Below are 13820 nucleotides of genomic sequence, written 5' to 3'. Positions count from 1 at the left end.
GTGCCGGGCTCGATGGCCGCAAGCGCGCCGAAGCGGGCCGAGCGGACCAGAGTCTTCGCCAGCCTGACGGCCTCGGTGTCGGTCTCGCGGATGACATCCTTCCTGGTCTCGGTCACAGCGCTCACCGCGATAAGTTGATTTCTACTCTCCGGCTATCGGCCAAACAGGCCGGACCTGACAAGGGCTTCAATTTCAGTCTCGTCGATGCCGAAGCGTGCCAGCACAGCCGAAGGCCGGCGGTCGGCGACGGTCGACGCCGCGGCAAGGGTCGAGGCGGCGTTGGAGAAGCGCGGCGCCGGCGTCGGACGTTCGAGCTCGCCCGATCTTGCAAAATTTTGCCGGGCGCGGCTCTGCGGATGATCCCTGGCTTCGGTCAGCGACAGGACGGGAGCGACGCAGGCGTCGGTCGGTCCAAACACCTCGGCCCACTCGTCGCGTGTCTTCGCTCTGATTCTCGCGGCAATGGCAGCGCGCATGTCGGGCCACGATGTCCTGTCATATTGACCGCCGACAAAACGCCGGTCGAGCGGCAACAATCGGGCGAACTCGGCAAAGAATTGCGGTTCGAGGCAGCCGATGGCGACATGCCGTCCGTCCGCCGCCTCGTAAACGTCGTAGAAGGGGGCCCCGGAATCGAGCAGGTTCTCACCGCGTCGCTCGCTCCAGAGGCCGGCCGCCATGAAGGCATGGATCGGAGCCGCGAGCATCGATGCACCCTCGACCATGGCGGCATCGATCACCTGACCTTTGCCGGTGCGCGAGCGCTGGAACAGGGCCGCCAGCACGCCGGCGATCAGCATCATGGCGCCGCCGCCCTGGTCGGCGACTAGGTTCAGCGGCGGCACGGGCGGCGCTCCCTGCCGGCCGACGGCATGCAGCAGGCCGGCATAGGCGAGGTAGGTGATGTCATGACCGGCGCGGCGCGATAGCGGCCCGTCCTGGCCGAAACCCGTGAGGCGGCCGTAGATCAGCGCAGGATTGCCTTCCAGCACGACATCAGGCCCGAGGCCCAGCCGCTCCATGACGCCTGGGCGAAAACCTTCGATGAGAACGTCGGCCTTTTCCGCAAGGCGCAGCAGAAGCTCCGCGCCGTCCGGCCGCTTCAGGTCGAGCCTGAGGATGGAGCGGCCGTGGCGGTCGAGGTCGTGGGCCTCGGGCAAGGATAGAAGCGGCTCTTTGGCGTCCGCCCGCTCGATGCGCAGGACGTCTGCGCCCATCTCCGATAGCATCAAGGCGGCGAGCGGCACCGGGCCGAGGCCCGCCATCTCGATCAGCCTGAGGCCAGCCAACGGCCCTGTCTTGTCGGCGGCTGTCGGCGGCGTGCTCATTTCGCTTTTATTTGGGCGCCATGCGGATCGCGCCGTCGAGGCGGATGGTCTCGCCGTTCAGCATCTGGTTCTCGATGATGTGGAGCGCGAGTGCTGCATATTCCGAGGGCTCGCCGAGGCGAGGCGGGAAGGGCACCGAAGCGCCGAGCGAATCCTGCACCTCTTGCGGCATGCCGGCCATCATCGGGGTCTTGAAGATCCCTGGGCGATGGTGCAGACGCGAATGCCCGAGCGCGCCAGGTCGCGCGCCACCGGCAATGTCATGCCGACGACGCCGCCCTTGGACGCCGAATAGGCAGCCTGGCCGATCTGGCCGTCATAGGCGGCGACCGACGCCGTGTTGACGATGACGCCGCGTTCGCCGCCGGCGAGCGGGTCGAGTTTCGCCGCCCGGTCGGCGACCAGGCGGATCATGTTGAAGGTGCCGATCAGGTTGATCTCGATCACCTTGCGGTATTGATCCAGCGGGTGCGGGCCATCCTTGCCGACCGTCTTCACTCCAATGGCAATGCCGGCGCAATTGACCAGGATGCGCGGTTCGCCGAGCTTTGCCGCCACTTCGGCGATCGCCGCGCTGCCACTGTCTGCGCTGCTGACATCGCATTGAACCGCGATGCCGCCGATATCGGCGGCAACCTTGGCCGCGCGATCGATACCGATATCGAGTATCGCTATCTTAGCGCCCTTGGTGGCAAGGGCGCGCGCCGTCGCTTCGCCAAGGCCGGAGCCACCGCCAGTGACGATCGCGATCTGGCCGTTCGGGGTCATGGTGGCGTCCTCCCAGAATTTCGGATCATGCTACGAAGCGCGCTGCTGCGGCGCAACCTGAATGACCGGATCGATCGAGGACTGCGGAATGGCCGAGGCGCGGACCGCGACCTGGGCCAGGTCGGCAACCCGCGCCGTATCCGCATGACAGACCTCACCGACGAACCGGGCCACCGCGCCAGGCCTGATTTCGTGATGGAGCAGCCGGTCGAGATCGACCGAACGCGGCATGGTGATCTGCCCACGCGGGAAGCGCTTGAAGCCGAGCGGCCCGTAGTAGGGCTCGTCACCGACCAGCATGACGGCCGGCGCGCCGGCCTTCGCGGCGGCTTCGAGCGCGATCGCGACCAGCCTGCGGCCTATGCCGAGATTCTTGAAGGCGGGCCGGACGGCAAGCGGGCCAAGCATCATGGCGCGTCCGGCGCCTGCCGCCACGCGCGTCATGCGCACCGAGGCGATCACCGTCTCGTCCTCGACGGCGACAAAGGACATCGAGCGGTCGTGCCCGCCCGCCTCGCGGATCTTATAGGCGGCCAGCACGAAACGGCCCGGCCCGAAGGCCTCGTCGTTGATGGCTTCGATTTCAGGATCGTGCGCCGGGGTCTCCGGCAGATATTTCACGTCGGCAAGGCTCATGGTCTTTGCGTTCCGGTATGCGAGGAAAGGTTTGCTGCAAGCGGCAGCGTTCGCCAGTCAGCGCTTCATCAAGCGCGGGCGTCCTTTCGTCGTCGGTCGAACCGGATCGTGGCAAAGTCAAACATGGGCGCTTCCGCTAGCATCAATTGTTCACGGCTGCAATCGGCCCTTTTCACCTTTCTTTTCGCCGTTTGACGAACTGTTCAGCGCCTGAGGGCTTCGACATTCCGGGTAAGCGCCTAGATGTCCGTTGGAACCTCAGGGAGATTTCGCATGGGATTGCTAGTTGAAGGCAAATGGCAGGACCGCTCGACCGTTGCCGACAGCAGCGGCAGGTTCGTGCGTGCCGAAGCGCAATGGCGCGACTGGGTGACGCGCGACGGTGCGCCGGCGCAAGGGCGCAAACGCGGTTTCAAGGGGGAGCCCGGGCGCTATCACCTTTACGTCTCGCTCGCCTGCCCCTGGGCGCACCGGACCTTGATCTTCCGCGTCTTGAAGAAGTTGGAAGACATCATCTCCGTCTCCGTGGTGCACCATTTCATGGGCGAGAACGGCTGGACCTTCACAGCCGAGGACGGCGCAACCGGTGACACGCTCTACGGCCTCGACTTCCTGCACCAGATCTATGCCAAGGCCGATCGCGGCTATTCGGGCCGCGCGTCCGTACCGGTGCTGTGGGACAAAAGACAGGAAACCATCGTCAGCAACGAGTCGTCAGAAATCATCCGCATGCTCAATTCCGGCTTCGACGAATGGGGTGATGCGAGCCTGGACTTCTATCCGCCGGCGTTGCGTTCCGAGATCGACAGGATCAATGCGCTGGTCTATCCGGCGATCAACAACGGCGTCTATCGCGCCGGCTTCGCCACCTCGCAGGAAGCCTATGAGGAAGCGTTCGGCGAGCTCTTCGCAGCACTCGACACGTTGGAAGAGCGGCTGTCAAAGCAGCGCTATCTTGTCGGCGAGCGGATCACCGAAGCTGACTGGCGTCTATTCACCACGCTGGTGCGCTTCGATCCGGTCTATGTCGGCCACTTCAAATGCAATCTGCGCCGGATCGCCGACTATCCGAACCTGTCGAACTATCTGCGCGACCTCTACCAGGTGCCCGGCGTGTCAGGCACGGTCAGCCTGCATCACATCAAGTCGCACTACTACGGCAGCCACAAATCGATCAATCCGACGGGGATAATCCCGGCGGGACCTAAACTCGACTATGCCGCACCACATGATCGCGGCCGGTTCAGGAAGGCGGCATGAGTCACCAGTAGGCCGAGACCTGCTCGCCGCCGAAAATTTCGGCAATCCGACGTCGCGTCGCCGGCGTCGCATCTGCCGGCAAACGGTCGAGCGGAAAGAACGCCGCCTCGGCGATCTCATGGTCCGCCGATTTCGGCGCCGTCTGGTTGAAGGCTTCGACCAGATAGAGGCCGACGTGGTCGCGTGTGCTGGCGCGACGGTTGAAGTGCATCGATCTCAGCACCGGCGGAGCCGTCAACGCGATGTTGCCCTCCTCGGCGAGCTCGCGCGCCAGCGCCTCGACAAGCGTCTCGCCGACCTCGACGCCGCCGCCAGGCAACTGCCAGCCCGGAACATAGGTGTGGCGGATGAGGAAGATGGAGTTGGATGCGCGGTCGTAGATCAAGCCGCGCACGCCAAGCGTCATCGGGCGCCGCAGCAGGAAATAGAGATGGAACAGCCTTGCCCGCAGTCCCGCCCAGCCGGTCTGGCGGAACGCCTGTTCCGGATCGGCGCCAGTCATCCACGAAACCGCGAGCGGACAGGAAACGTTGAGTAGAAAGCCCGGACCGGGTCGCTTAAGAAGGGGCTATGCTCAGGCTTGCACATATTTCCGATGTCCATCTGGGGCCGCTGCCCGATGTAACCTATCGCGATCTCGCGTCCAAGCGCGTGCTGGGTTACGTCAACTGGCAGCGCAACCGCCGCCGTCATATGCACGATGCGGTGATCGACACGATTGTCGGCGATATCAAAGCCAACGCCCCCGACCACCTCGCGGTCACCGGCGATCTCGTCAACCTGGCGCTCGATGGCGAGATCGAGATGGCGAAACATTGGCTGGAGACGCTGGGCTCTGCGAATGACGTATCCGTGGTGCCGGGCAATCACGATGCCTATGTGCCGGGCGCCTTCGACAAGGTTTGCCGGTCATGGGCGCCGTGGATGACGGGCGACGGCATCAACAGCCCGATCGACCGCAATTCCTTTCCCTATTTGCGGGTTCGCGGTGATGTCGCTCTGATCGGCGTCACGACGGCGCGGGCCACGGCGCCCTTCATGGCCAACGGCTTCTTCATGGAGGGCCAGGCGGAGCGGCTCGGCAACATCCTCGACGCGACGGCCAGACAGGGGCTGTTTCGCGCCATCATGATCCATCATCCGCCGGTGCGTGGCGCGGTCTCGCAGCATAAGCGGCTGTTCGGTATCGCGCGCTTCCACAAAGTCATTCGCCGGTATGGCGCCGAGCTTGTGCTGCACGGCCACTCGCACTTGCCTTCGCTGTTCACCATCGGTCCGCGCGGCGTCAAGGTGCCGGTGGTCGGCGTGGCCGCCGCCGGCCAGGCGCCGGGCGGCGATCATCCCGCCGCTCAGTACAATCTGTTTGAGATCGGCGGAAAAAAAGGTGGTTGGACCATCCGCCTGACACGGCGCGGCCTGACCGGTCCGGCACTGCCGCCGTCGGACATTCAGGTGATCGAGCTCGGTGCCGATATGCCGGTGGTGCGCGAGCCCGTCGTCAGAAGCTGATCTTCATCTGGGCGATGCGGTCCCAGAACAGCACCAGCGATACCGCCAGGCCGACCAGGGCGCCGGCGGCGATCAAGCCGAGGCCGGCGAAGAAGGTCGTCCAGCCGTTGCGGCGCGTTGCAGCCTGCAAGGGCGGCTCGGCTTCCCGGACCTCGGCTCGATGCAGGCCAGTCACCGCGCTCTCGACCGCGCCTTCCATCATCCGCTGCCGCTCGACGACACGCTCGGCCACGTATCGCGTAACGGCATCGGCGACGGGCTTCATGTCGGTCGATTCGGCCAGCACCACGCGGCCGATGCGTGTGTCCTTAAGGAAGCGGAAGGTGCGGCGATCCCGCCCCATGGCGACATGGCTGACGGCATCGACCCACAGCCGCGGCTGCAGGCCGGAGGAGACGGCGAAGTCGAAATTGTCGATATCCGCCGGCACGTCGGCGAAAACGGGGGCGAGCTCCGCGGCCAGCAACTCGAGCCGCATGCGGTGCGCCTCGCGCATGTCGACCACCACATCATCGCGGTCGGCGAAGGCGTTCTTGACGTCGCGGATCGCGTCCGCGAGCTTTCGCGATGGCTCGATCGGGGTGATTTTGTCGCCTGCATCCTTCATGGCGCTGCCTCGCTGTTGGTAAACAGCGAGTTAACACAGTCGCCGGCAAAATGCACTGCGAGATGGGCTCAGCTTGCGGCTGCGCTGAACACCGGTCTCTGGATTCTGCCGCGGCGACGCGTGTTGCGGCGCACGGCCTCTGCAATCAGGTCAGGCGCCTCCTCGACCAGCATGTGGCCCGCCTCCAGCACGTGGTGCAGGTGGAAATGCGGCGGCAAGTCCTCGGCCTGGGCGACGGGCAGGACGGGATCGTCCGTTCCCCAAAGCACCATCACCGGCATGCTCAGGGTTTCCAGCCGTTCGCTCGGGATGACACCTTGCCGGTCTTCCCTGGTGATCACGGCTGCAGCACCGACGAGGGTCCGCAACTGGCCCGGCCGTTTGCGCATGCCGCACAGCGCCTCCACCACGTGTTGAGGAGGAGAACTTTGCGGCCCCGACATGGCGGCAAGACAGGCGCGGATCTCATCTCGATCGGCCGCGGCCGCATAGCGCCGCAGCAACGGACCGTTGATCTCGGGGCCGAAGCCGCCGGGCGCCAGCAAGGTCAGCGAGGCCACCCTTTCGGGATCGGCAGATGCCATCAATGTCGCGATCGCGCCGCCCATGGAATGGCCGACGACGTGAACTTTGCCCAGGCGGCGCGCGCCCAGATCGGCTAGGATGACCCCGGCGGCCTGCTTGACGCCTGCCGCCTGGCACTGCAGGGAGTTTCCGTGGCCCGGCAGATCGTAGGCCAGTGTCCTCACATCGGGCGTCAATCCCGCAATCACGTCGCGCCAGATCGAATGGCAAGCGCCGAAGCCGTGCAGGAAGACGATCGTCTTCGAGCCAGCACCGCTTTCGGCGACGTGAAGAGAGTTAAACATCGAGATTGTTGGCTGTGAAGCAGTATGAGGGGCAATTCAAGATTGTGGCTGAATTGCTCCCTGAGCAGGTCGATAGCCAGTAAAATCTTCGCGAATTCGCCGTGCGCGCCCCAATCGAACGCGTAAGCAGGCCTAAGACTCGTTGAGTGTCGACGCCCGCTGTGCCGAGCAGATCCGGCGTGCGAATTTAATATTCCAATCAGTCCGCACGTCAGCGAATGCTCCACGTTCGCTCAGCTCGGATTGCCAATCCCCGCAGAGCGCAAGGATTGCACCAGCCGGTCGATGAGATCGGCGGGGTACTTCCTGTCAACAAAAGTGGCGCGCGGATTGGCGGCGAATTTCGGGAATTCGGCCGTGAGCTCGTTCGCCAATTCGTTTGCGAGCTTGTCGCGGCCTGAGATCTTGGCGCCGATCAGGCGCGCCGCCAGGTAATGCGATTTGGACGCGGTGGTCCGCAGCGACTCGCTGGCAATCGCTGCCCTCTGGGTGTCGCCTTGCATGAAGGCTCCGACAAACAGGCCATAGTCCCACCAGGTCGGATGACCGCTGAAGGCCTCGACGGCATGGCCCAGGATCGGCGTCCCTTCCTGGTATCTGCCAGCGAAGATCAGGCCGTAGCCATAAGCGGCGGCCATGCCGAGATCGTAGGGGTTGAGCTCATAAGCCTTGCGCATCCAGCGGATCGCTTCGTCGGTGTTGCCGAGGCGCGAGTTGAGGTAGCCGTAGGCGCGATGCGCGTGCGGGCTCATCGGTGCCATCTGAATGGCGCGGTGGGCAAACGACATGGCCTCCTCGACCGTTGCGCCGGGCGGATAGGCGTAGCGGTTGTTGACGGCTTCCAGATGCAGGGAAGCCAGTTCCGAGTAGATGAGCGATGATTTGGTGCTTTCTCTGACCAGCTTCTCCAGACAGCGATACGCAGCTTCGTGCGCCTTGGCGCTCTGGTCGAGATAGTAGAGGTCGTCGAGCACCAGACATCCTATCTGGCTGGTCCGGATATCGCTCTGGTCGATATAGCTGTAGATCGCGCCCGAAGCGGGGACGGTAGAGCTCAGGAGATTGGCGATGTTGCTCTCGACCGCACCAGGCGCGCTTTCGGCCGGTGTCAGGTTGCGTGACAGGAGAACCCGTCCCGTCGCGACGCTCTGCAGCTCGATCATGACGTCGCCGGCGTTAGTCCCGGGAATAAGATCGAAAACGAAGCTGATCGGATCGGCGGAACGATTGCGCGTAGCGTCGGCGTCGCGTCCGATGAAGTCTATCGTATCGAAGCCGGCCAGACCGGCGCGCAGCGAGGAAGCAACACGGGCCGCCTCGGGTCCGTCGGCTTTGATGGCCAAGTAGATCAAAGGCAGGCCTTCGAACGTTTGGGAAGCGACGCTGCTGGTCGCGCCTGCCGTTTCGACTTCAACCGGCGCGACCGCGTCGTCACCACGAAGAAAGGCGTTACCCTGGCGGACGACAAGGATACCCAGCATGGCGATGACCAGCACCATGGCGGCCCAGAAGAACCGCAACTGGCGCGTCAGCGATGACGCGGATTGGGTCGGTGCCGGGGTCGTCGTCAGCGGCACGGCGTCGACCGGTGCGGCGGCGGCCTCGGGCTTCTCGAAATGCTTGGAAGGCCGGGCGATCGGGGCATCCGCGGGTTTGGCGTCGGCTGGGAGCCGTATGGCGTTCAACTCGTAAGAAGGCACATAGCCGCCGCGCGGAATGGCGATGCGTACCGGCTCGCCAATGCCTTCGCTGGCAAAATATTGATCCAAAAGCTCGCGCAGCCGCCCCGCCTGGACCCTGACGACCGCGTCGGTCGATCCGTCGAAATCGCCGTCCTTGCCGAAGACATCCATGGCAATGGACACACCCTTCAGCCGGTCGGCTTCGCCTGCCTGCTCGCGTTCGACCAGATAGCGTAACAGCCTGCGGGCCCGCTCGGATCGTCCGAACGTTTCGCTGGCAAGCAGTCGCTCCAATGTCTCGCGCACTGCGGGGGCGGCAGGCGTGGCAGGCTCCAAGTGTCGGACCTTTCAGAGTCGGCACAGGTTAGGGCGCGATAATATAGCGCGCGCTCCAGCGCACAAGGAACCTTCTGTTATGTGATCGCGTAAGCCACGGGAAATTTACCGGCCGGTTAACGAATTTGAACGCGGCTCGCGCCTGCCATGAAGCGTGGCACGTCCGATGAACGCGCCACGCTTTATCAATCGAACAATCAGGCGGCCTTGCGGCCCAGGATGCGGTTGGCGGCCGAGACCACGGCCTCCAGCGAGGCGGCGACGATGTTGGTGTTTATGCCTGCGCCGAAGAGCTTGCCGCCCGGATATTCCATCTCGACATAGGAAATGGCCGACGCGTTCGACCCGCGCTGCAAGGAATGTTCGGAATAGTCGAGCACCGACATGTCGACGCCGATATGGCGCGAAAGCGCATCGACGAAGCCGTCGATCGGGCCGGTACCGGTGCCGGTGATGGTGACTTCCTTGCCGTTGTCGAGGATCTCCGCCTCGACCACGCGACGGCCCTTTACCGCAGTGTCCGGATAGGTGCGATGGTCGAGGAATTTCAGCCTTGCGCCGGGCTGGTCGACATAGGCTTCAAGGAAGCGCTCGTGGATGCGCTTGGCCAGCACTTCCTTGCCTTCGGCGTCGGTGATCGCCTGGATGTCCTGGCTGAACTCGATCTGCAGGTTGCGCGGCAGATTGAGGCCGTAGTCGGCCTGCAGCACGTAGGCGATGCCGCCCTTGCCCGACTGCGAGTTGATGCGGATGATCGCCTCATAGGTGCGGCCGACATCAGCGGGGTCGATCGGCAGGTAGGGCACTTCCCAAACCGGCGTGTTGGCTTTGCGCAGCGCCTTCATGCCCTTGTTGATGGCATCCTGGTGCGAGCCGGAGAAAGCGGTGTAGACGAGCTCGCCGACATAGGGGTGGCGTTCCGGGATCTTCAGCTGGTTCGAATATTCATAGACGTCCTTCATCCGGTTGATGTCGGAGCAGTCCAGCTCGGGATCGACGCCTTGCGTGTACATGTTGAGCGCCAGCGTCACGATGTCGACATTGCCGGTCCGCTCGCCATTGCCGAACAGCGTGCCCTCGACGCGGTCGGCGCCGGCCATCAGGCCGAGCTCGGTGGTGGCGATGCCGGTGCCGCGGTCGTTGTGCGGATGCAGCGAGATGATCAGCTTGTCGCGGTCGTCGAGATTGCGGCACATCCACTCGATGCGGTCGGCATAGACGTTGGGCGTCGACATCTCGACCGTCGATGGCAGGTTGACGATCAGCTTGTTGTCGGCCGTCGGCTTCACGATCTCGGTGACGGCGTTGCAGATCTCCAGCGCGACCTCGAGCTCGGTACCGGTGAAGCTCTCCGGCGAATATTCGAAACGGAAGCCGCCGCCGGCCTTGGCGGCCATGTCGGTGATCATCTTGGCGGCATCCGTGGCGATGCGCTTGATGCCGGCGACGTCCTTTTCGAAGACGACGCGGCGCTGCAGCTCGCTGGTCGAGTTGTAGAAATGCACGATCGGGCGGTGGGCGCCCTCGAGCGCCTCGAAGGTCCGCGTGATCAGCTCGGGCCGGCACTGCACCAGAACCTGCAGCGACACGTCCTTGGGCACGCCGCCCTCCTCGACGCACCAGCGGGCGAAGTCGAAGTCGGTCTGCGAGGCCGACGGGAAGCCGATCTCGATCTCCTTGAAGCCCATGTCGAGCAGCAGCGCGAACATGCGCGCCTTGCGCTCATGGCCCATCGGGTCGATCAGCGCCTGGTTGCCGTCGCGCAGGTCGACCGAGCACCAGATCGGCGCCTTGTCGATCACCTTGGACGGCCAGGTGCGATCGGCGAGGTTGACGGTCGGGTAGGGCTGATATTTGCGGGCGGCATCGGCCATGTGGCCGGGCGCTTGCGCGCCCGTTTCGGCCTCGCCGGCGCGGATTGCTTCTCTTCTATTCATCGTCGTTTCTCCCGGCGGCTCGTGGGACCGCCTTCAGGCGGATCGGTGCCGAGCGGCGCCTTTACCAAAGAATTTCGTTCGCTTGATGTGACTTGCCAATCTAGCCAAGGAGCAGGCGCCCAAAGCGGCGGTTTTCGACCGCCGGGCGCTCCTTCAGCGAACCCGGCGATCGCCGATAAGGCCGAGAAGGAGCAGGGTCGAAGCAAGCGCGCGCACGGTCTCGCCGGCAAAGCCGGGGCGAGAAGAAGCGACGGAGCGGGTGCGCGTGGTCATGCCGGCTCTCTTACAGGAGCGGCCATCCGGAGGCAAGTGCCGGCCCGGCTTTGAGTCTTTGGTTTCATGCATATCGTCTTCCCAAAACCGCTGCACAGTTTTGGTCGACATGCCTTGGCGCGGCTCTTCCCCGCATCAGCCAAATGCGCCACACTCGCCTCCGGAGGACCTGATCCGAGGGGGAGGTCGTGCATGAATTTCGTGTTCTTCTCGCCGCATTTTCCGGGCAACGGCGCCGATTTCTGCGAACGGCTGAAGAAGGCCGGCGCTACCGTACTCGGCATCGGCGACGCGCCCTATGAGACGCTGAGCAGCAAGCTCAAGGCGGCGCTTTCGGAATATTATCGGGTCGCGGACATGGAGAACTACGATGCCGTATTCCGGGCGATGGGCCATTTCATCCACAAATGGGGCCGCATCGACCGCTTCGAGTCGTTGAACGAGCACTGGCTGGAGCTCGAGGCCAATATCCGCACCGACTTCAACATCTTCGGCACCAAGCTCGACTTCGTGAAGAATTTGAAGCGCAAGAGCCGCATGCGGGCCTTCTTCCGCAAGAGCGGCGTCGAGACAATCCCGCAACGCAAATGCTCCGATCGGGCCGGCGCCATGACCTTCATCCGCCGGGTCGGCTATCCGGTGGTGGTGAAACCGGATTCGGGCTCCGGCGCCTCGAACACGTTCAAGATCTCCAACGCGAAGGAGCTCGATCAGTTCTTCAAGGACAAGCCCGAAGGCGTGGCCTTCGTCATGGAGCAGTTCATCGAGGGGCTGGTGGTGACCTTCGACGGGCTGGTCAACCGCGACGGCGAGGTGGTGCTGGCGGCGAGCCACCGCTACGACCAGAGCGTCATGGAGGTGGTCAACCGCGACCGCCATATGAGCTACACCTGCTTCCCCGAGATTACGCCCGCGGTCGAGGAGGCAGGCCGCAAGATCCTGAAGGCGTTCGACGTACGCGAGCGCTTCTTCCACATCGAACTGTTCGAGACCAGGGACAAGCGCATCATTGCGCTGGAGGTCAACATGCGGCCGCCAGGCGCCTGGATGACGGATGCGATCAACTACACTTTCGACATCGACGTCTATGCCGAATGGGCCAACATGGTGGTGAAGGACGCGGCCGGCGGGCCCTACAAGGGCAAGTATTTCACGGCCTATGCCAGCCGCAAGCGACACCTCGACTATTTGCACAGCCATGAGGACGTGCTAGCCGCCCACGGCGACAAGATCGTCCACCATCAGGCCATCGAAGAGGTTTTCAGCCGCGCCATGGGGAACTACGCCTACCAGATGCGCTCGAAGGACCAGAAGGCGCTGTGTCAGGCGGTCGACTATATCCACGCGGAAAAGGCGTGAGCCGATGGACGTCTCCTATCACAAGGCCCATGCCCGCAATCTCGGCCGCGACATGGAATACAAGCGCTACGGCCATGCCGGGCGGCCGGTGGTGGTGTTTCCCACCTCGCAGGGGCGTTTTTACCAGTTCGAGGATTCGGGAGGCGTCGCAGCACTCGCCGAATTCGTCGACACCGGCCGCATCCAGCTGTTCACGCTCGACGGCATCGATTCGGAATCCTTCTTCGACAAGCATGGCGATCCCGTCAGTCGCATCGCCCGCCACGAAGCCTATTTCCGCTATGTGCGCGAGGAGGCGCTGCCGGAGCTGCAGGCGGTTGCCGCCAAGGCCAATGGCGGACGCGCCCTCAAGCCGCTGTTCTGCGGCTGCTCGATGGGCGGCTACCACTCGTCGAATTTCGTGTTCCGCTTTCCGGAGCTAGCGAGCGGCGTGATCTCGCTATCCGGCGTCTATTCGACCCGCGACTTTTTCGGTCGGACGCTGGAGGGCAGCATCTTCTACAATTCGCCGCTCGACTATCTGCCGGGCATCGTCGACCAGAAGCTGCTCGGGCGGCTGAGGGCGCTGAGGCTGATCTTCTGCTGCGGGCAGGGCGCCTGGGAAGAACGAATGCTCGTCGAAACGCGCGAACTGGAGCAGGTGCTGCGCGAGAAATCCATTGCGGCCTGGGTCGACTATTGGGGCGGCGACGTCAGCCACGACTGGCCGTGGTGGCACAAGCAACTCGTCTATTTCTTTGGCCGCTGGCTCGATGACGACCTGATGCACAGGATCGACTGATGACCGCGCCCGACCCGATCCGCCGCTTGTCGAAGCCACCAATGCCGGCGACCCGGGGCCTTTCTCGACCCCTCACCGCCGATGCCTTGCTCACCTATTGGGGCCGTTCCTTCCGCGGACGCGAGCAGATCGCGCGCTGGAACCAATCCGACAGTATCGGCGTACAATCCCTTTTGATGCGCGTCGCGGGGTTGGCCGCCACCTCGGGTCATGTGGAATGGCGGCGTGGGCGCGCTGTCGCGATCCTCGCTCAGTAGGTCGCGCGCCCGCCGGACAGATCGAAGGTGGCGCCAGTGGTGAAGGAATTCTCGTCCGACAGCATGAAGGCGACCATGGCCGCAGCCTCCTCCACCTCGACGAATCGACCGCGAGGCACCTTGCTGAGCATATAGGTCACCTGGGCCTCGGTGAGCTGTTCGAGGATACGGGTGCGGGCGGGCGAGGGGGTCAACGCGTTGACGGCGATGTCGAGACC

General features: G+C 64.0%; 13 protein-coding genes and 2 pseudogenes. 5 read left to right on the top strand and 10 right to left on the bottom strand.

Going from position 1 to position 13820, the window contains the following annotated elements; all coding sequences use genetic code 11:
• The 4 genes and pseudogenes from EOA49_RS33655 to EOA49_RS25035 all read right to left on the bottom strand — a co-directional run.
• A pseudogene (locus EOA49_RS33655) lies at positions 1-116 on the bottom strand (HugZ family protein); the annotation flags it as partial.
• A 36-nt stretch (positions 117-152) separates the two neighbouring features.
• Positions 153-1328: a CaiB/BaiF CoA-transferase family protein gene (locus EOA49_RS25045; RefSeq protein ID WP_095823315.1), complete on the bottom strand. Its 1176-nt coding sequence runs from the start codon at positions 1326-1328 to the stop codon at positions 153-155.
• 7 nt (positions 1329-1335) lie between these two features.
• Positions 1336-2096: pseudogene (locus EOA49_RS25040) on the bottom strand (3-hydroxyacyl-CoA dehydrogenase).
• 30 nt (positions 2097-2126) lie between these two features.
• Complete coding sequence (locus EOA49_RS25035; RefSeq protein ID WP_127241103.1) at positions 2127-2732, bottom strand: N-acetyltransferase; 606 nt, start codon at positions 2730-2732, stop codon at positions 2127-2129.
• Positions 2733-3005: 273 nt separating this feature from the next.
• Here EOA49_RS25035 and EOA49_RS25030 point away from each other — a divergent pair, with 273 nt between their 5' ends.
• Positions 3006-3992: a glutathione S-transferase family protein gene (locus tag EOA49_RS25030; protein ID WP_095823313.1), complete on the top strand. Its 987-nt coding sequence runs from the start codon at positions 3006-3008 to the stop codon at positions 3990-3992.
• A gap of 1 nt (position 3993) precedes the next feature.
• On the opposite strand, the gene EOA49_RS25025 is transcribed toward EOA49_RS25030, so the two are convergent.
• Entirely contained in the window at positions 3994-4494 is a 501-nt protein-coding gene (locus EOA49_RS25025) for an NUDIX domain-containing protein (protein ID WP_095823312.1), read from the bottom strand.
• A gap of 68 nt (positions 4495-4562) precedes the next feature.
• On the opposite strand from EOA49_RS25025, the gene EOA49_RS25020 reads away from it, so the two are divergent.
• Positions 4563-5501 carry a metallophosphoesterase gene (locus EOA49_RS25020; RefSeq protein ID WP_066994187.1) on the top strand — a complete coding sequence of 313 codons (939 nt, stop codon included), beginning with the start codon at positions 4563-4565 and terminating at the stop codon, positions 5499-5501.
• On the opposite strand, the gene EOA49_RS25015 is transcribed toward EOA49_RS25020, so the two are convergent.
• The 4 genes from EOA49_RS25015 to leuA form a co-directional block, all read right to left on the bottom strand.
• Positions 5491-6108, bottom strand: coding sequence for a hypothetical protein (locus EOA49_RS25015; RefSeq protein WP_095801707.1), 618 nt, complete (start codon positions 6106-6108; stop codon positions 5491-5493). The two genes, EOA49_RS25020 and EOA49_RS25015, sit on opposite strands and share 11 nt — an antisense overlap.
• 68 nt (positions 6109-6176) lie before the next feature.
• Positions 6177-6977 (bottom strand): alpha/beta fold hydrolase, encoded by an 801-nt coding sequence (locus EOA49_RS25010; protein WP_127241102.1) that lies wholly within the window; start codon positions 6975-6977, stop codon positions 6177-6179.
• Positions 6978-7210: 233 nt separating this feature from the next.
• On the bottom strand, positions 7211-8995 hold the full coding sequence (locus tag EOA49_RS25005) for a tetratricopeptide repeat protein (protein ID WP_127241101.1): 1785 nt from the start codon (positions 8993-8995) through the stop codon (positions 7211-7213).
• Positions 8996-9192: 197 nt separating this feature from the next.
• Positions 9193-10869 (bottom strand): 2-isopropylmalate synthase, encoded by a 1677-nt coding sequence (gene leuA, locus EOA49_RS25000; RefSeq protein ID WP_164746830.1) that lies wholly within the window; start codon positions 10867-10869, stop codon positions 9193-9195.
• 528 nt (positions 10870-11397) lie between these two features.
• Here leuA and EOA49_RS24990 point away from each other — a divergent pair.
• The 3 genes from EOA49_RS24990 to EOA49_RS33650 are packed head-to-tail and all read left to right on the top strand — an operon-like array spanning position 11398 to position 13602.
• A complete protein-coding gene (locus EOA49_RS24990; protein ID WP_127241099.1) occupies positions 11398-12564 on the top strand; it encodes an ATP-grasp domain-containing protein in 1167 nt (388 codons plus the stop codon).
• Between the two features lie 4 nt (positions 12565-12568).
• Positions 12569-13345 carry an alpha/beta hydrolase-fold protein gene (locus tag EOA49_RS24985; RefSeq protein WP_095823306.1) on the top strand — a complete coding sequence of 259 codons (777 nt, stop codon included), beginning with the start codon at positions 12569-12571 and terminating at the stop codon, positions 13343-13345.
• The gene (locus tag EOA49_RS33650) at positions 13345-13602 is read left to right on the top strand and encodes a hypothetical protein (RefSeq protein WP_245460789.1); all 258 of its coding nucleotides are present in this window, start codon (positions 13345-13347) and stop codon (positions 13600-13602) included. Before EOA49_RS24985 ends, EOA49_RS33650 begins: the two co-directional genes overlap by 1 nt.
• Here EOA49_RS33650 and EOA49_RS24975 read toward each other — a convergent pair.
• Positions 13596-13820 (bottom strand): SDR family oxidoreductase (locus EOA49_RS24975; protein ID WP_127243412.1); only part of this gene is annotated, 225 nt, incomplete at its 5' end. The two genes, EOA49_RS33650 and EOA49_RS24975, sit on opposite strands and share 7 nt — an antisense overlap.

The organism is Mesorhizobium sp. M1A.F.Ca.IN.020.04.1.1, from assembly GCF_003997315.1.
Lineage (GTDB): Bacteria > Pseudomonadota > Alphaproteobacteria > Rhizobiales > Rhizobiaceae > Mesorhizobium.
This window is presented reverse-complemented; position numbering and strand designations above follow the sequence as displayed.